Raw genomic sequence first — 16,844 nt, forward strand, 5'->3', positions numbered from 1 at the left:
GGCGCGGTGGGACACTGGTGGCTGTGACCGTCACCGATTCCACCACGACCCAGGTCGTCACCCCCGACGACATCGACGAAGCCGCCCGCCGGATCGGTGACGTGGTCCGGTGCACCGACCTCCAGATCAGTGAGCGGCTGAGTGAGCAGACCGGCGCGCACATCCTGCTCAAGCGCGAGGACCAGCAGGACGTCCGCTCGTACAAGATCCGCGGCGCCTACAACCTCATGGCGCAGCTGAACAGTGACGAGCGCAGCGCCGGCGTCGTGACGGCCAGTGCCGGGAACCACGCCCAGGGCGTGGCGTTCGCCTGCCGGGTGCTGGGCATCAACGGGCGGATCTACGTACCGACCAACACGCCCAAACAGAAGCGGGACCGGATCCTCGCCCACGGACGCAGCTGGGTGGAGCTCGTGGTGACGGGGACGAACTTCGACGCCGCCCAGACCGCGGCCCGGGCCGACGCGGAGCGCACCGGGGCGACGATGGTCCCGCCGTTCGACCACCCCGACACGATGGCGGGGCAGGGCACCATCGCCGCCGAGATCCTCGCCCAGCTCGACGAGACGCCCGACGCCGTGGTGGTCCCCGTCGGCGGCGGCGGCCTGGTCGGTGGCGTGGCGACCTATCTCGCCGAGTACGCGCCCGACTGCAAGATCATCGCGGTCGAGCCCACCGGGGCCCCGTCGCTGACCAAGGCGCTCGAGGCGGGGGAGCCGATCACCCTCGAGACCGTCGACACCTTCGTCGACGGGGCGTCGGTCGCCCGACTCGGCGAGTTCCCCTTCGGCATCATCTCGTCGATGTCCGAGCGGATCCAGGTCCTCACCGTGGACGAGGGTGCTGTCTGCACCGAGATGTTGGAGCTGTACCAGAACGAGGGCATCATCTCCGAGCCCGCCGGCGCGCTGTCGGTGACGGCTCTGCATCAGCTCGAGATCGACGAGGGCGCCACCGTCGTCTGCCTGGTCTCGGGCGGCAACAATGACGTCTCGCGCTACAGCGAGATCATCGAGCGCTCCCTGGTCCACAAGGGGCTCAAGCACTACTTCCTGGTCAAGTTCCCGCAGGAGCCCGGCCAGCTCCGTCGGTTCCTCGACGAGGTCCTGGGCCCCGAGGACGACATCACGCAGTTCGAGTACCTCAAGCGCAACAACCGCGAATACGGCGCCGCGCTCGTGGGTATCGAGCTCGGCTCGGCCACCGGCCTGCACTCGCTGCTGGAGCGGATGGACGCCTCCCGGATCGACTGCGAGCGCCTCGAGCCCGGCACCGCCGCGTACGAGTATCTGACCTGACGGGCGGGCTGCGCCGCCGTACCGACGGCTCCCTCCGTTCCGACCGCTGACACGACAGAACCCCTGCCGGACGATCTCTCGTCCTGCAGGGGTTCTGCCGATCAGGCGCGTACGGGCGAAGGTCGGGAGTCCGACCCCAGGCGCTAGTTCAGGTTGGCCAGCCCGTCGGATGCGGACTCGATCATGCCGCCGACCGAGCCGGCCTGGACTCCGGTGAGCATCCCGAGCAGGTCGGAGGACATTCCAGCGGAACCGGTGTTGGCCTCCTCGAGACCGCCGGGGTCGATGTTCCCGGCGATCTGGCCCATCGAACCCGCGGACCCGGTCGACGAACCCGCCTCGAGGCCATCGACCGCCTGCTCCTGAGAACCGAGGTCGCCGGCGGAGTCCGACACCGATCCCACAGAACCGGTGAGGGAGCCGTTGGCGCCGACAGAACCGTCGAAGAAGCCGTCGAGGTTCCCGGCGTTCTCATCGGCGATCAGGCCGGCCAGTGAGCCGAGACTGCCGAAAGACGGAGCCGCGACGACGGGCCCGGTCTGGGCGCCGGCGGTGGCCGCGGTGCCGAACACTGCGAGTGCACCGAACGCGCCGACGGCGACGGCGGTACGCAGGGTCGAACGAAGCGAGGCGGATGCCATGAAGAGTCCCCTTAAGGAAGTTGGAAGGTCTCGTTCCCCTGATGGCCGAGACTGTGATGCGCCTAACAAATTGGACGCTTGCTAAGCGTTACATATGCGGGGTGTGATTGCAAACACATTTCTGAAAAGTGTCCAGCAGCAGTGCTTTTCGGTGGTGAAAGCCCCTATGAGCAGCGCGGATAAGTCCGTTGCTTCTTCGCCTCCGGGGCGTTGAGCGCGGTCCGTGACGCCCCTCGGGTCAAGCGTGAGGATTTAATCACTGCTCTCGTGATGATCTCGTAACCACACGTGGCCGCCCGCATGGTCGCCGAGAACCATGTCCCGGCGATCATGTGAGCGACTGAGTGGTCCCGCCCCGGTGCTAGCGGTTGCCCGTCGAACCGATCGGCAGAGTTCCCTCGTTGGTTGGCGACGGAGGCCCGTTCTCGTACCCGGCGAACGCGAAGGCGTCGTCCCCGGACGTGCATACGAGGTAGACACCGGCGTCGAGCTTGTTCATGTCCCGCACCCCGTTGCTCGGCGGTCCGAGGTTGATGGTTCTTGTCAGGGGGGCGGCGCCGCTGTTGAGGGAGAAGTTGGCGGTCGTGCCGGTCTGACCCTTCATTGTCGCTTTGTAATGCTGACTGGAGATCCAGTCGCGAGCGGCGTAGGAGTCGCCGAGGAACGGCGCGATGCTTCCGGTCGGGAGAAAACCGAGAATGGGCGCCCATCCGATATCAACCGTGAGGTCGCCATCGCCCGCCCCGACGTTGCCGGTGCTGCCGAAACTGTCCTTGGGGTCGGGTTTGTAGGGAAAGTTCGCGTAGTACTGGACAGCGGCCTGGGCGACCCTCGCAGTCGTCGCCGTCGCGCCGATCCCGGAGTCGTTGGCAGGTCCATTACATGTGAGATTGCGGCCGGAATTGTTCGTCATCACGAATCGCACGCTCGCGGAATCCGGCTGGGTTACGGCGATGTCGACCCCGGGCAGCCAGGTGATGACGGTTTTCCCGGCAGCAAGGTCTCCGGGGATCACGTTCTGGGCCAGTGCTGTTGTCGGTGCCGCGACTGCGGCGATGGCCATGGCTGCCGCGGCGATGAGCGTGGCGCGTCGTGCCAGTGTCATAGGTTCTCTCCGTCGGGATCTTCGGTCAGATGGTGGGCGCGGAGCCGGTCTCGTAGCCGGCGAACACGTAGTGGCGTTCAGGGCTGCCGCTGGTGGTGCGGCAGTAGAACATCGCGCCTGCGTCGAAGTCGGTCCGGATTCCGGAGGCCGGAGTTCCGAGGGCTGCGGTCCAGTTGACGGTTGCATTACCGCCCACGTTGAACGCCGTGGCGTTGCTGACCTTGGGGTCTCCCGTGTGGCCGTTGATCCGCGCGTCGGTCTGGGCGGCGTAGATGCCCATGTATTCGGAGCGGGTGTCGCCCACCGGCTTGTTGAAGCTCCCGGTCGGGAAGAAATCCAGGAGACTTCCGAAGGCCAGGGGGTCGAGGGTGATGGGCGCCTCCACGTCCAACTCGACGCCCCCGACCGGAACGAACACGTTCTTGGAGTAGTACTTCATCGACCTCGCCACGATCATGGCTTCGGTGACTTGCCCCGGGTACTCGTTTCCACGGACGCCGGGCGTGGCGCACCGGAAGGTGGTTCCGGTGGTGTTCTGAATGGTGCCCGTGACCTGTGTGGCGGCCGCTCCCGCGGGATTGACACGGACGAGAAGGCGGTCGCTGTTGGTGATCACCACCGTTCCGGTGTCTATTGCTCCAGGAATCTGGGCGCTTGCGGCGCCCGGCGAGCTCAAGCCCACGACGATGGCGGCCATGCCGGCGAGGGCACGACGGGACGGTTTCTTCAATGGTCTCTCCTGGTACGGCACGAGGGGGCAATTCTGGGGTCAGCTGCCGAAGCGGCCGGTCTCGGAAGAGGAGATGCTCCCCAACGGAATGCTCGGGGTGTCCTCTCCGTGATAGCCGGAGTAGATGTAGTCCTGCCCACCGCGCTGGCAGCCAAATACAGCGCCCGGTCGGAAGTTCGCAGGACGAAGCCCGGCGGCGGCATCGTTCAGTTGGGCGGTGAAGGTGATTCCGCTCCGTGCCGGAATGGACACGGAACCGACCGTGGCGACCAGCCCGTTTACGCGCGCCTCGGTGTACAGCTCGCCCAGGCGGCCGGCCGCCCCGAACTCCGGGCGAAGCCCCCCGGTCATGCTGCCCGGGACCAGGTCGGTGACACTCCCGAGGCCCGCCGCCATGTTCATATCGATTAGCGCCCCGCTGCCGACGTGAATGGGCAGGCTGGGGTCGAAAGCGTGAAGGTATTTGGCGTAGTAGTCGACCGTGCGGCTGACGATCTCCGAGGTGGTGACGGTCCCGGCCGGGGTCATGGTGCCTGACCTGTCGCCGCGGATTCCGGAGCACGTCACAGCGGAGTCCGAATTGTTCTGCAGGCTCACCCCGACGGTGCCGGCCTCGAGGTTGGGGGCGTCGACGGCGACCTGAATGGTCGTGTCGTCCACGATCACCACGCTCTTGCCCGGAGTCACCCCGGGCAGCTGTGCCGACGCTGTCGCGCCCGTCCCGGATGCGCTGACGACGGCAACCGCCACCGCGAGGCGACTGAGTGTGCGAGATCTGGGCATCCGTCTAGCTCCTGGTTGTAGGTGTCACGCGTGCGGAGTGCACTGGACGGTGTGCGACCAGGCTAGGGGAAGTATGGATGCGAGTGATGAGAAACACAACCCGATTCTCTAAGTCGCCGTTAAGTTGCTGCGGTGCAGGTCTTGGTCCTATGGAGGCCCCGCGTGGACTAAAACTAATCATCGACTGCTAATGTGATGAACGTCTCAGAAAGTGCTGCAGGGGTCCCCCTGGGGTCGTCGCCATCGATCACAATTTCGTTAAGGAGCCGCGTTAATGGCCCTGTGGAAGAAGTCGTCCACCGTTGTGGCTACCGTCCTTCTCGGAGGCCTTCTAGCGCCGCTCGCGCCGCCCGCGTACGGGCAGGATGCTGCGATCGTGGTGCCGGTCACTCACTCCTGCCAGTCGATCTACAACGGCACGGACGTCGAGAAGGAGTTCAAGATCGGCCTCGGCACGGGGCCGGGTGGAGCAAACCAGGTTGTAGTGCGCTACCCGGCGCAGGTGGCTCCGGGTGAAGTGTTCACCGCGTACGTCCAGCCTGGGGCGATGACGACGGCAACGGGTCCGAACAATCAGTACGAAGCCGGGCGACTGAGCTACGACGTCGCTATTCCCACGAACGCGACGATTCTTGGTGTGGACGCCATCGGAGGCGAGATGGGGATCTCGTCGGGCAGCAGCGCACTGCGGATCGACCGGTACGACAGTCTTGATGGATGGAATGGTCCAGTTGCCCGCATCTGGGGTGGCGCTACCGTCGTCTTGAACACCAACACGACCGGCGTAATCGAATCGGGTTACTGGGACGCCGGGCTCAGGGTCAACGGGGGATCCACATTCCGCTTCCCGGAGCTGGCGCTACGCATGCGAGCCCCCGTGACCAGGTCTGGCGAATCGATCGCAGTCGGGCTCAAGGGTGCCGGGTCCCACACGCGGGGAAGTGCCACCAACGGGGCTCTCAACACCTTTCAGGGCGCACACCGGTCCGGATACACGATCGGTTCGTACTGGTGGAGCTCTCGCTTCTACTGTAGTTCCTCCCAGAACGCGTCGGCTCTCACATCAACGCTGGTCAGCGGCTCGTCTGCCCGCTACCTCGCCAAGACCACCACCGTGATGACGAGCGAGGGAGCCCACCTACCCCGCTCGGCCAGGACACCGACGCTGTCCGCGAAAGTCTCGACGACCGAAGAACTAATGTCCAACGTCCGTGCGGGCGGCGCCGTGATGAGGTTCGATATCAAGGACCTGTCCACCGGAACCGTGATCGGTTCTTCGACCGCGTCGATCAATGCCGACGGAACCGCCTCGACCAACTCGTTCCAATTCCCCGACATCAGCGCAGGAGAGATCCGCGACAACTACGAGGTGACCGCCACGTACACCGGGCGAGCGGATGACATCGAGGCCAGCACGTCCGCGCCGACGAGCTACTCGGTGGGCTACAACGAGATCAACGCGACGGTTGCCCTCTCGTCCACCAACGGGCAGCTCGCGAATGGCACCATGCCCGTCACTCTCAGGGCCAACGTCACCCCACCGTCCGGGCGCTCGTTCCCGGCGAACCTCCAGATCCAGCTGTACAAGGACGACCAGCCGCACGGTGCCCCGCTGCCCGTGCCCAGCGGCACGGGCACCAAGCAGATCGCCTTTCCGGTGGACACCCTGACGCAGGCGCAGAACACGAAGACCTACCGCTACCGCGCCGAGATCGTGCCCCTGATCATCAACGACCTGGACCGTTACGCGGGACAATCGCCGGTCTCCGTCGCTGCCATTGTCACCGGGACGAACCCGAGCTCGCCCCTGCCAGAGGGCGGCGAGGGCTCGGTCAGCCTCGAAGGATTCTTCCGCGCTCCTCAGCTGGTGTGGGATTGGCTGACCGGGAGTATCGGGCAGGGCGGCAGGTTCTCGGTGGGGTTCGCAAACTAGAGCCTGGTCGGCCCGGACACTGCTGTCCCATTCAGCCGGTCCGCACCACCGCGAACCCGAACGCCTGGCAGAACACCGAGTCGTCGTCGGCGACCGCCCCCGAGGCGAACACCGCCTCGCCGGTCAGCGGGACCCGCGACGGCTCGGTGCCCAGGTTCACCACCAGGGCCAGGGATCCGCGGTGGACCACCAGCCAGCGGTTGTCGTCGGCCTCCACGCCGCAGTCCACCCGGACCGAGCCCAGCCACGGATCACTGAGTTCGGGCTCGGCCTTCCGTAGGGCGATGAGCGCGCGGTAGGTCCGCAGGATCTCGGCATGCTCATCGGCCGCCTGCTCCGTGCGGTCGAGCACCGAACGACGGTACGTGTCCGGATCCTGCGGGTCCGCCACCGTGTCCGGATCCCAGCCCATCGCCGCGAATTCGCGGGTCCGGCCCCGGCGTACCGCCTCGGCCAGCTCGGGCTCGGGATGCGAGGTGAAGAAGCAGAACGGCGTCCGCGCCCCCCACTCCTCGCCCTGGAACAGCATCGGGGTGAACGGCGAACACAGCACGATCGCGGCCTTGGCCAGCTGCTGTTGCGGCGTGAGGTTCATCGACGGCCGATCGCCGGCCGCGCGGTTGCCCACCTGGTCGTGCGTCAGCGTGTAGGCCACGAACCGCGATCCCGACACGCGGCCCACGTCCAGCGGCCGCCCGTGCACGCGCCCGCGGAACGTCGAGAACGTCCCCGCGTGCAGGAACGCGCCCGTGAGCACCTGCCGCAGTGACTCGAGCGACCCGAAGTCGGCGTAGTAGCCCTGGCGCTCCCCGGACACGGCGGCGTGGATCGCGTGGTGCACGTCGTCGTCCCACTGCCCGTCCAGGCCGTAGCCGCCACCCTCGCGCGCGGTGACCAGTCGCGGATCGTTCTGGTCCGACTCCGCCACCAGCGACAACGGCCGCCCCAGATGCGTCGACAGCGACTCCACCTCCACCGTCAACTGCTCGAGCAGATGCACGGCCGACGCGTCGTGCAGCGCGTGGACCGCGTCCAGCCGCAGCGCATCCACATGGAACTCGTCGAACCAGCGCAGCGCGTTGTCGATGATGTAGCGCCGCACCTCGCCCGCGTGCTCGCCGTCCAGGTTGAGCCCCGACCCCCACGGGCCGTCCGCGGCGGACAGGTACGGGCCGAACTCCGGCAGGTAGTTCCCAGATGGGCCCAGGTGGTTGTAGACCACGTCCAGACACACGCCCAGACCCCGTGTGTGGCAGGCGTCGACGAAATCCTGGAACGCGTCCGGCCCGCCGTACGGCTCGTGCACCGCGAACCACGCGACGCCGTCGTAACCCCAGCCGTACTCGCCGTTGAAGGCATTGAGCGGCATCACCTCGACCATGTCCACGCCCAGTTCGACCAGCTCGTCGAGGTGCCCGATCGCGCTGGTCAGCGTCCCGCCGGCCGAGAAGGTGCCCACGTGCATCTCATAGATCACCGATCCGGCCAGCTGTCGCCCCGTCCACCCCTCGTCCGTCCAGCGGGACGGGTCGAGGCGGTGCACCCGCGACAGCCCGTGCACCCCGTTCGGTTGACGCGGCGACCGCGGGTCGGGCCGCGGCGGGCCGACCTCGTCGTCGTCGCCGGTCAGCACGAACCCGTAGTCCCTGCCCTGCTCACGGGGGATGCCGCACGTCCACCAGCCGTCCGAGGCGCGTCGCATGGGGACCGGGTCTGCGGCGGGGGAGTCCAGCACCAGCCCCACCCCGCGGGCCGTGGGCGCCCAGACGGAGAACATCTCGTCGCGCGGGGTGGCGCCGGCGGGGACGGTGGACGAGGTCGGCGCGGTCGTGGCTGCCGCGCTCGAGTCGGGCGGGGTCGCTTGGCTCGGTGAGGTCACACCGCCCAGCGTAGGGAAAACGCGCCGCCGCGGGGAGACGCGAGCGATCACCGTCGGCCGACCTGCGCCCATCCACGACCAACGGCGATACTGGGGACATGACCGACTCCCCGCCCCGCGTGCTCCGGCTCACCGCCGGACCGGACGTGACGGGGGAGTACGAGGAGAAACGCTCCAGGTTCGTGGCCGTGCTGAGACGGTGCGACGACGAGGAGGACGCCCGCGTCCTGATCGCCGAACTCCGGGCGGCGCACCCGTCGGCTCGCCACCACTGCAGTGCCTTCATCGTGGACGTTCCCGGGTCCAGCCGAATCGAGCGGTCAAACGACGACGGCGAGCCCTCCGGCACCGCCGGGACACCCATGCTGGACGTGCTGCGGGGAAGTGGCCTCACCGGGGTGTGCGCGGTGGTCGTGCGGTGGTTCGGCGGCACCAAGTTGGGCACCGGCGGGCTGGCGCGGGCCTACTCGGCGGCGGTGTCCGAGGCGGTCGACTCCGCGTGGCTTGATGGTCGCGTCGCGGAGGTCACCCGCACCCCCGCGTGGGCGGCCGAGGTCGACCACGCCGTGGCCGGCGGTCTCGAGGGGGCGCTGCGCTCGGTCGGTGCCCGGGTGATGGACGTCGACTACGGCCGGCGGGTGCGGTTGACCGTCGCCGGCCAGATCGACGTGCTCGGTCCGATCCTCGCCGCCCGCACCTCGGGCGGGGTCGAATGGGAGTCCGCGGGTGTGGCCACCACCGAGAACGCGGCCGTTCGCCCGGATATGGAATCCTGACTACATGAGCATGCAGCCCTACCAACCGAACTCGATCGAGCAGCAGAAGCAGCAGGTCCGCAAGGATGCGCGCACCACCGCGATCGCGCTGGGTGTGACGGCTGTGTCGCTGCCCATCGCGCTGTTCGCGAGCTCGTTCTTCACGGTGGTGGCGATCCTGGCCGCGATCGTGGCGATCTACAACGGCAACAAGGTCCGCAAGGCCATCTCCGGCAAGTCCGGGCAGAAGCGCGAGCTGTACTGAGACGAACCGGGATGGACCGGCTGCGACGCGGGCGGAGTCGACCGCGGCGAGCCGGTCGCTCCGGGCTCAGCCGTGGCGGCGCACCACGTCGGTCAGGTCGGCACGCTCGGCCCTGAACGTGTTGGCCGGGTGGTCGGCGTCGGCGTAACCGAACGAGATCCCGCACACGATGAGCCGGTCCTCGGGGATCTGCAGGTGCTCGCGGACCGCGTCCGAATAGAGGGCGATCGCGGCCTGGGCGCAGGTGGCCACTCCCAGTGACGTTGCGGCCGCCAGGAACGTCGACACATAGCCGCCGCAGTCCACCGCGCCGTACGTGCCGAGGCCCGCGTCCGAAGTGATCACCGCGACGTGCGGGGCGCCGAAGAAGCGGTAGTTCTCCAGCATCTGACGCAGCCGCGCATCCTTGTCCGACCGCTCGATGCCGAGCGCCGAGTAGAGCCCGAATCCGCTCGCCCGGCGGCGATCGCCATACACACCGTCATACCGCTCCGGTGCGGGAAAATCCGAGCTCATGTCGCTGGAGAGCACGTGGTCGGTGAGGTGCTTACCGAATGCGGCCGTCGCCTGCCCCGTCACCAGCTCCACCTGCCAGGCCTGCGAGTTGCACCACGACGCCGTGCGCTGGGCCATCCGGAAGATCCGGTCGATCGTCTCCTCCGGGACCGGCTCCGAGGTGAAGCCTCGGCAGCTGTTGCGGCCGTCGAGGATCTGCTCGAGCGTGGCAGCGGCGTCGAGCGTGGCGGCGGCGTCGAGCGTGGCGGCGGCGTCGGTCATGGGTCCTCCAGTGGGCGGCGGGGCGATGTGATCCCAGTCTCGCACGGTGCCCCGGGCGACGTGACAGGGGCTGCAGCCGCCTGCGCTGCCACTACTGCCCCAGCCGCCCCACCCGCACCCGCATCCGACGCCGCACCCGCCGCCGCACCCGCCGCCGCACCCGCGGCTGAGCACAACACGAGCCACGGGACCGCGGGCGATCGACTGACCTGTCGGATTCCGACTGACCTGTCGGATTCCGACTGACGCGCGGGATCCCGCAGGTGAGTCGGAATCGGACAGGTCACGATGCGTCGCCCCGGCCCAGGGCAGTCGCCGCTCGGCGGACGAGGGTCCAACGGGAGTGGCGGTGCCCGTTATCCACAACCGCTGCCGCCTCCACAGGTGAGCGTGAATCGGGCGTCTGAAACCCGGCCCGGAGCGGTGCCTCGGTGATCATCAGCGTGTGCACGAGATCAACGAACTACGCCAGATGCTGTTGACGACCGACGAATTGGTCGGCCGGGGAATGTCCAGCCAGTTGCTCAGCCGATCGGTGGCCTCCGGAGAACTGGTCAGGCTGCGACCCGGGTTCTATGTCCCGGGCACCGCCAAGGAGCTCCCGCGGGAGTCCCGTCACCTGCTGTCGGTGTTGGCGGCGGATGCTGCCCTGGGCTCGCCCGTGTTCTCCCACTCGTCTGCCGCTCTGGTGCACGGCTTGCCCGGATGGGGTCTGCCGCTGGGGCGGGTCACCACCTCGGCTGCGGGTGACAAGGGCCGCAGCCGTACGTCGCGTCTGGTCACGCACCACACGGTGGGGCTCGACGAGGAGGAGGTCACCAGAGTCGACGGGCTGCAGGTGACGACTCCGGCGAGGACTGTGGTGGATGTCGCGCTGTCAACGGGAAGGGACGCTGCGGTGTCGGTCGCGGACGCCGCCCGGCATCGTGGACTCGTCACGGACCCGGACGTGGAACTCGCGTTGCAGCAGGCCTCGGGACGAATGGGGATAAGGAAGGCCCGGTCGGCGTTGGGCCTGGTCGATCATCGGAGCGAGAGCGTGGCGGAGACGCTGAGCCGGCTGACGTTCATCGATCACGGGCTGCCGACGCCCGAGACCCAGGCGAACATTTTCGACACCCACGGCAACCGCATCGCGCGGGTGGATTTCTTGTGGCGCGAGTTCGGGGTGATCGGGGAATGCGATGGGTTCGGCAAGTACTTCGACGGCGCGGACGGGTTCGAACTCAGACGCCGACTGGCTCGTGAGAAAGACCGGGACGCTGAGTTGCTGGCCCTCGGCTATCGGGTCCTGCACTGGCGGTGGGCGGATCTCGAGCAGCCGCGTCTCCTCGCCGAGCGGATTCGAAGAGTCCTCTACCCGGCCGCCGCGTGAGCCGAGGGAGTGCGGAGGGCGCCGGGGAACCACGACACGGCGCGGCAAGACCCGTCACTCCGTCCCGCCCGCCCTGCCCGTCGTGGCTACCCATCCCGGCTGACCTGTCCGATTCTGCCTGACCTGTCCGATTCTGCCTGACCCGTGGGGTCCCGCAGGTGAGGCGGAATCCGAGAGGTCAGGTTGCGGGCATGGTGGGGTTATCCTCGCGCCATGAGTGTTCGGGTGGACGCGTGGACGTGGTCGGTGCGGTTGTTCCCGTCGCGGACCAAGGCGGCGGCAGCCTGCCGTGGCGGGCACGTCAAGGTCAACGGCGAGGCGGTGCAGCCGTCGAAGCCCGTCGTACCCGGCGACCGCGTGCAGGTCACCGGCGCCCTCGGGCGGGTCCGCATCCTCGAGGTGGTGCGGACGGTCAACAAGCGGGTCGGCGCCCCGGTGGCCGCGACCTGCTACATCGACCATTCGCCCCCGCCTCCGCCCAAGGAGGTCCTGGCCTCCCAGCCGCGGCGGGACCGCGGCGCCGGACGGCCCACCAAGCGGGAGCGGAGGGAGACCGACCGGCTGCTGGGCCGCGACTGAGAGCCCGCGGCTGAGCGCCCCGCGAATGACGGATCCGCAGCTGAGCGCCCCGCGACCGAGGGCCCCGCGTCCGAGCGACCCGGCGAGCTCGCGAGTCAGCCGTCCTCGCGGACGATCACCACGACCGCCGTGTCACTGAGCAGCTCGCCGAGATCGACGCGGCCCGAGATCGGCGACCCGTCCGGGCGGACCGACCACGACCCCTCCGGCAAGAGCACCTCGGTCCCGGTGAACTCCGCGGCGGGCAACACCGCGGTGCGCCGCCGCGCGATCATCCCGACCGCCGGCCGATCATCGACGGCCCGCGTGAACGCCACCACGTCGGAGGCGGCGGGCCCCTGCACGGGCAGCGGCACGTACGCCCCGCCGGTCAGGGCCTCCGGATACGCCCGCCGCAACCGCAGCAGTTCGCGGACCAGCACGAACTTCGGGTGTCCCGCGCGGGCGACGGCGCCGGAGCGCAGCGGCCCGTAATCAACGAACCGGCGGTTGTCGGGGTCGACGAGGGAGTCCTCCCACACCTCCGTCCCCTGGTAGACGTCGGGGATGCCGGGGCCGAGCAGCTGCGCGGCCTTGGCGATCAGCGAGTTGTCCCGGCCCGCCGGCGCGATGCGCTCGACGAACGGCCCGAGCACCCCGCCGCCGGAGTCGATCAGAGCATCGATCCACCGGTGCACGCCGGACTCGAAATCGGCATCCTGATCAGTCCACGTGGTGTGGACGGCGGCCTCACGCATCGCCTTGTCGGCGTAGTCGTGCAGGCGCGACCGCAGTTCGTCGGTCGGTCCGCCCCGCTCGGGCCACACACCAACGATCACCTGGAGCAGGAAGTATCCGGCGTCCTCGGCGGGCGGCGGGAACCGGTCGAACACGCGCGAGACGAAGTCCGCCCACTCGTCGGGGAGCTGCGAGAGCACCGAGATCCGCGCGCGGACGTCCTCGCCGCGCTTGGTGTCGTGGGTACTCAGGGCCGTCATCGCCAGCGGGGTGTCGCGGGCCCGTTCGGCCATCGTCAGGTGGAACGCCTCGACCGGCAGGCCCATCCGCCCGGGGGAGCCGCCGACCTCGTTGAGTGAGACCAGCCGCCCGAGCCGGTAGAACAACCGGTCCTCCTCGGCCTTGGCGGTGGCGGCGCCGGTGACCTGCGCGAGCCGGGTGGACGCCTCGCCGCCGCGGGCCAGCGCCCCGGCCACGAGCCCCAGCGCGGGTGCCAGCTCGGCCCGCTGCCGACGCAGCTCCCCGAGGATCATGGGCAGGGTGCCGCGCAGGACGGGGTAGTCGGCGCGGTAGAACGGCGTGCGCGCGACCACCGAGATCAGTGCTTCCCGGAGGAGGGCGTCCTCGTCGTCGTCGCTTCCATATCCGTCGTCGCTTCCATACCCGTCGACCCCGGAGCCGTCCGGCCCCACAGCGGCCTCGCGGCGCACCGCGCGCGCCAACCGCGCCAGCTCGGGCGCCAGATCCTCCTCCACGATCTGCCGCTTGAGTTCGGCGGACTGGGCGTGGACCTGGTCCTCGTCGCCGGGGCCGCCGCTGTACCGTCGGGCCAGTTCCGACAGCGGGCCCTCACCGCGGGGGTCGACGAGCAGGTGGTCGATCAGCCGCAGCGCGTCGTACCCGGTGGTGCCGTCGACGCCCATGGTGGGGTCGAGCACCTCGGGCGGGGTCGAATCGGTACCGGGCGCGAGGATCTTCTCCACCAGCAGTACACGGTCGTCACCGGCGAGTTCCCGCAGTCGACGCGCGTACCCGACGGGGTCGGCGAGCCCGTCGGGGTGATCGACGCGGATGGCGTCGACGAGGTCCTCCTCGCACCAGCGGCGTACCTCGGCGTGGGTGGCGTCGAAGACCGCGGGGTCCTCCTGCCGCAGCCCGGCCAGCCCCGTCACGGTGAAGAACCGCCGGTAGCCCAGCAGCGGCTCACGCCAGTGGACGAGTCGGTAGTGCTGGCGGTCGTGGACCTCCTGCGCGGTGCCGTCGGCGGTGCCCGGTGTGATGGGGAACCGGTGGTCGTAGAAGCCGAGCTCGGCCTCGCCGGAGTCGGTGTCGGTGGGTGCGACGACGACGAGGTCGGCCACGTCGTCCGGTGACCCCAGGACGGGGATCGCGATCTTGCCGCCGGCCCCGTTCGCGTCCTCGGTGTCGAAGTCGAAGAACGGGAACTGCGGCGAGTCGGAGCCCCGCTTCAGCGCGTCCCACCACCACGGGTTGGCGGCCGGCTCGTCCACACCGAGGTGGTTGGGGACGATGTCCACCACGAGACCCAGCCCGTGGGACCGGCACGCCGCCCGCAGTGAGCGCAGCGCGTCGATCCCGCCGAGTTCCGCCGAGACCGTGGTCGGATCCACGACGTCGTATCCGTGCGTGGAACCGGGTGTGGCGGTCAGGACGGGCGAGAGGTACACCGCGCCCACGCCGAGGTCTGCCAGGTAGGGCACGAGGTCCTCGGCGTCGGCCAGGGTGAAGCCGCGGCCGTCGGGGTCCGAGGCGGGGGTGCGCAGCTGGAGGCGGTAGGTGCTCGCCAGCACTGCTGCGCGGGCCAGCGGCGTCGCCCCGGTCGGGTCCTCGACGGCCATGCTCAGCTGACCTTGCGCAGGACGATGGTGCCCCGGTCGGCGACGCTGATGGTGTCGTCCGAGCTCAGCTCACCCGCGCGCTCCTCCAGGTGGTCGGCGGTGTCGAGGACGACCTCCCATGTCTCGGCGTAGTCGGAGCCGAGGAGGGAGAAGTCGATGGGCTCGTGGTGGGCGTTGAACAGCATGAGGAACGAGTCGTCGACGATCCTCTGGCCGCGCGGATCCGGCTCGTGGATCCCCTCGCCGTTGAGGTACACGGCCATGGACTTGCCGAACCCGGAGTCCCAGTCCTTGCTGGTCATCTCCGACCCCTCGGGCGTGAACCACCCGATGTCCTGAGGCTCCTCCTCGCCCCGCAGCGGGGAACCGAAGAACCGGCGGCGACGGAACACGGGGTGGTCTTTGCGCAGCTGGACCAGGCGACGGGTGAAGTCCAGGAGATCCTGCTTCTCGTCGTCGAGATCCCAGTCCATCCAGGAGATCTCGTTGTCCTGGCAGTAGACGTTGTTGTTGCCGTCCTGGGTGCGGGCGATCTCGTCGCCGTGGGCGATCATCGGCGTGCCCTGCGAGAGGATCAACGTGGTGAGCAGGTTGCGTCGTTGACGGTGGCGCAGCCGGAGGACCTCCGGGTCGTCGGTCGGCCCCTCGACGCCACAGTTCCAGGAGCGGTTGTGGCTCTCGCCGTCGTTGCCGTCCTCACCATTGGCATCGTTGTGCTTCTCGTTGTAGCTCACCAGGTCGTTGAGCGTGAAGCCGTCGTGGGCGGTGACGAAGTTGATCGAGGCGTTGGGCCGGCGACCGGTGTGCTCGTACAGGTCCGAGGACCCGGTGAGGCGCGACGCGAATTCCCCCAGGGTCGCGGGCTCGCCGCGCCAGAAGTCGCGCACGGTGTCGCGGAACTGCCCGTTCCACTCGGTCCACAACGGTGGGAAGTTGCCCACCTGGTACCCGCCCTCGCCCACGTCCCACGGCTCGGCGATGAGCTTGACCTGGCTGACGACCGGGTCCTGCTGGACGAGATCGAAGAACGAGGACAGCCGGTCGACGTCGTGCAGGCCCCGGGCCAGCGCGGAGGCCAGGTCGAAGCGGAACCCGTCGACGTGCATCTCCAGGATCCAGTACCGAAGGGAGTCCATGATGAGCTGCAGCGAGTGCGGGTGCCGGACGTTGAGGGTGTTGCCGGTACCCGTGTAGTCCATGTAGTGCTTCTCGTCGCCCTCGACCAGCCGGTAGTAGGCCTGGTTGTCGATGCCACGGAAACCGATGGTCGGGCCCATGTGGTTGCCCTCGGCGGTGTGGTTGTAGACCACGTCGAGGATCACCTCGATGTCGGCTTCGTGGAAGGCCTTCACCATGGCCTTGAACTCGCTGACCGCGTCCCCGGGTCGGTCGGAGAACGCGTACTCGTTGTGCGGCGCCAGGAACCCGAAGCTGTTGTAGCCCCAGTAGTTGCGCAGCCCCATGTCGATCAGTCTCTGGTCCTGCATGAACTGGTGGACCGGCATGAGCTCGATCGCGGTGACGCCCAACTCGGTGAGGTAGTCGATGATCGCCGGGTGGGTCATCCCGGCGTAGGTGCCGCGCATCTCGGCGGGGATCTCCGGGTGCGTGGCGGTCATGCCCTTGACGTGGGCCTCGTAGATCACCGTGTTGTGGTACTCGTGCCCGGGCGCCCGGTCGTTGCCCCAGTCGAAGTAGGGGTTGATCACGACGGTGGTCATGGTGTGCCCGAGCGAATCGTCGGTGTTGCGCTCGTCCGGGTTCTCGAGGTCGTAGCTGTGCAGACTCGGGTCCCCGTCGAAGGAGCCGTCGAAGGCTTTGCCGTACGGGTCCATGAGCAGCTTGGACGCGTCGCACCGCAGGCCGTTCTCGGGTTCGTACGGTCCGTGGACGCGGAATCCGTACCGCTGCCCCGGCGTGACGCCGAACAGGTAGCAGTGCCAGATGTGGTAGTCGACCTCGGTGAGCTCGATGCGCTGTTCGTTGCCGTCGTCGTCGATCAGGCAGAGCTCCACCCGCTCGGCTACCTCGGAGAACAGCGAGAAGTTCGTGCCGGTGCCGTCATAGGTGGCCCCCAGCGGGTAGGGGGTACCGGGCCAGGCTCGGATGAGCTCCGGGGCGGACTGCGTCTCGTCGTCTTGGGTCACG

The 16,844-nt window shown here is 68.5% G+C and carries 14 protein-coding genes; 6 read left to right on the top strand and 8 right to left on the bottom strand.

Annotation, left to right across the window (positions count from 1 at the left end):
• Positions 1–23 precede the first annotated feature (23 nt).
• Positions 24–1,298, top strand: coding sequence for a threonine ammonia-lyase IlvA (gene ilvA / locus L8M95_RS16375; protein ID WP_260487140.1), 1,275 nt, complete (start codon positions 24–26; stop codon positions 1,296–1,298).
• A 143-nt stretch (positions 1,299–1,441) separates the two neighbouring features.
• Here the strand turns inward: ilvA and L8M95_RS16380 are convergent, their stop codons facing one another.
• From L8M95_RS16380 to L8M95_RS16395, 4 genes are all read right to left on the bottom strand, one after another.
• The gene (locus L8M95_RS16380) at positions 1,442–1,939 is read right to left on the bottom strand and encodes a hypothetical protein (protein ID WP_260487141.1); all 498 of its coding nucleotides are present in this window, start codon (positions 1,937–1,939) and stop codon (positions 1,442–1,444) included.
• Positions 1,940–2,300: 361 nt separating this feature from the next.
• Entirely contained in the window at positions 2,301–3,044 is a 744-nt protein-coding gene (locus L8M95_RS16385; protein ID WP_260487142.1) for a hypothetical protein, read from the bottom strand.
• A 25-nt stretch (positions 3,045–3,069) separates the two neighbouring features.
• Positions 3,070–3,774, bottom strand: a complete 705-nt coding sequence (locus tag L8M95_RS16390; RefSeq protein WP_260487143.1) for a hypothetical protein — start codon at positions 3,772–3,774, stop codon at positions 3,070–3,072.
• A 39-nt stretch (positions 3,775–3,813) separates the two neighbouring features.
• Complete coding sequence (locus L8M95_RS16395) at positions 3,814–4,557, bottom strand: hypothetical protein (protein WP_260487144.1); 744 nt, start codon at positions 4,555–4,557, stop codon at positions 3,814–3,816.
• A gap of 274 nt (positions 4,558–4,831) precedes the next feature.
• Here L8M95_RS16395 and L8M95_RS16400 point away from each other — a divergent pair, with 274 nt between their 5' ends.
• A complete protein-coding gene (locus L8M95_RS16400; RefSeq protein WP_260487145.1) occupies positions 4,832–6,490 on the top strand; it encodes a hypothetical protein in 1,659 nt (552 codons plus the stop codon).
• Between the two features lie 31 nt (positions 6,491–6,521).
• Here the strand turns inward: L8M95_RS16400 and treZ are convergent, their stop codons facing one another.
• Entirely contained in the window at positions 6,522–8,369 is a 1,848-nt protein-coding gene (treZ, locus tag L8M95_RS16405) for a malto-oligosyltrehalose trehalohydrolase (protein ID WP_260487146.1), read from the bottom strand.
• Positions 8,370–8,467: 98 nt separating this feature from the next.
• Here treZ and L8M95_RS16410 point away from each other — a divergent pair, with 98 nt between their 5' ends.
• Positions 8,468–9,145: a YigZ family protein gene (locus L8M95_RS16410; protein WP_260487147.1), complete on the top strand. Its 678-nt coding sequence runs from the start codon at positions 8,468–8,470 to the stop codon at positions 9,143–9,145.
• Between the two features lie 4 nt (positions 9,146–9,149).
• Positions 9,150–9,389 carry a hypothetical protein gene (locus tag L8M95_RS16415; protein WP_256821287.1) on the top strand — a complete coding sequence of 80 codons (240 nt, stop codon included), beginning with the start codon at positions 9,150–9,152 and terminating at the stop codon, positions 9,387–9,389.
• Positions 9,390–9,455: 66 nt separating this feature from the next.
• On the opposite strand, the gene L8M95_RS16420 is transcribed toward L8M95_RS16415, so the two are convergent.
• Positions 9,456–10,166 (bottom strand): nitroreductase, encoded by a 711-nt coding sequence (locus L8M95_RS16420; protein ID WP_260487148.1) that lies wholly within the window; start codon positions 10,164–10,166, stop codon positions 9,456–9,458.
• Between the two features lie 445 nt (positions 10,167–10,611).
• Here L8M95_RS16420 and L8M95_RS16425 point away from each other — a divergent pair, with 445 nt between their 5' ends.
• Complete coding sequence (locus L8M95_RS16425) at positions 10,612–11,541, top strand: type IV toxin-antitoxin system AbiEi family antitoxin domain-containing protein (RefSeq protein ID WP_260487149.1); 930 nt, start codon at positions 10,612–10,614, stop codon at positions 11,539–11,541.
• 213 nt (positions 11,542–11,754) lie between these two features.
• Positions 11,755–12,120 (top strand): RNA-binding S4 domain-containing protein, encoded by a 366-nt coding sequence (locus L8M95_RS16430; RefSeq protein WP_260487150.1) that lies wholly within the window; start codon positions 11,755–11,757, stop codon positions 12,118–12,120.
• Positions 12,121–12,215: 95 nt separating this feature from the next.
• Here L8M95_RS16430 and treY read toward each other — a convergent pair whose 3' ends face one another.
• On the bottom strand, positions 12,216–14,696 hold the full coding sequence (treY, locus tag L8M95_RS16435; protein ID WP_260487151.1) for a malto-oligosyltrehalose synthase: 2,481 nt from the start codon (positions 14,694–14,696) through the stop codon (positions 12,216–12,218).
• 2 nt (positions 14,697–14,698) lie between these two features.
• Positions 14,699–16,843 carry a glycogen debranching protein GlgX gene (gene glgX / locus L8M95_RS16440; protein WP_260487152.1) on the bottom strand — a complete coding sequence of 715 codons (2,145 nt, stop codon included), beginning with the start codon at positions 16,841–16,843 and terminating at the stop codon, positions 14,699–14,701.
• Position 16,844 lies beyond the last annotated feature (1 nt).

The sequence above is a fragment of the Dietzia sp. B32 genome (assembly GCF_024732245.1).
Classification (GTDB): Bacteria; Actinomycetota; Actinomycetes; order Mycobacteriales; family Mycobacteriaceae; genus Dietzia.

Coding starts and splice junctions, on each gene's coding strand:
- L8M95_RS16380 (WP_260487141.1), bottom strand. CDS start 1,939: ATGGCATCCGCCTCGCTTCGTTCGACCCTGCGTACCGCCGTCGCCGTC.
- L8M95_RS16385 (WP_260487142.1), bottom strand. CDS start 3,044: ATGACACTGGCACGACGCGCCACGCTCATCGCCGCGGCAGCCATGGCC.
- L8M95_RS16395 (WP_260487144.1), bottom strand. CDS start 4,557: ATGCCCAGATCTCGCACACTCAGTCGCCTCGCGGTGGCGGTTGCCGTC.
- L8M95_RS16400 (WP_260487145.1), top strand. CDS start 4,832: ATGGCCCTGTGGAAGAAGTCGTCCACCGTTGTGGCTACCGTCCTTCTC.
- L8M95_RS16410 (WP_260487147.1), top strand. CDS start 8,468: ATGACCGACTCCCCGCCCCGCGTGCTCCGGCTCACCGCCGGACCGGAC.
- L8M95_RS16415 (WP_256821287.1), top strand. CDS start 9,150: ATGAGCATGCAGCCCTACCAACCGAACTCGATCGAGCAGCAGAAGCAG.
- L8M95_RS16420 (WP_260487148.1), bottom strand. CDS start 10,166: ATGACCGACGCCGCCGCCACGCTCGACGCCGCCGCCACGCTCGACGCC.
- L8M95_RS16430 (WP_260487150.1), top strand. CDS start 11,755: ATGAGTGTTCGGGTGGACGCGTGGACGTGGTCGGTGCGGTTGTTCCCG.
- treY (WP_260487151.1), bottom strand. CDS start 14,696: ATGGCCGTCGAGGACCCGACCGGGGCGACGCCGCTGGCCCGCGCAGCA.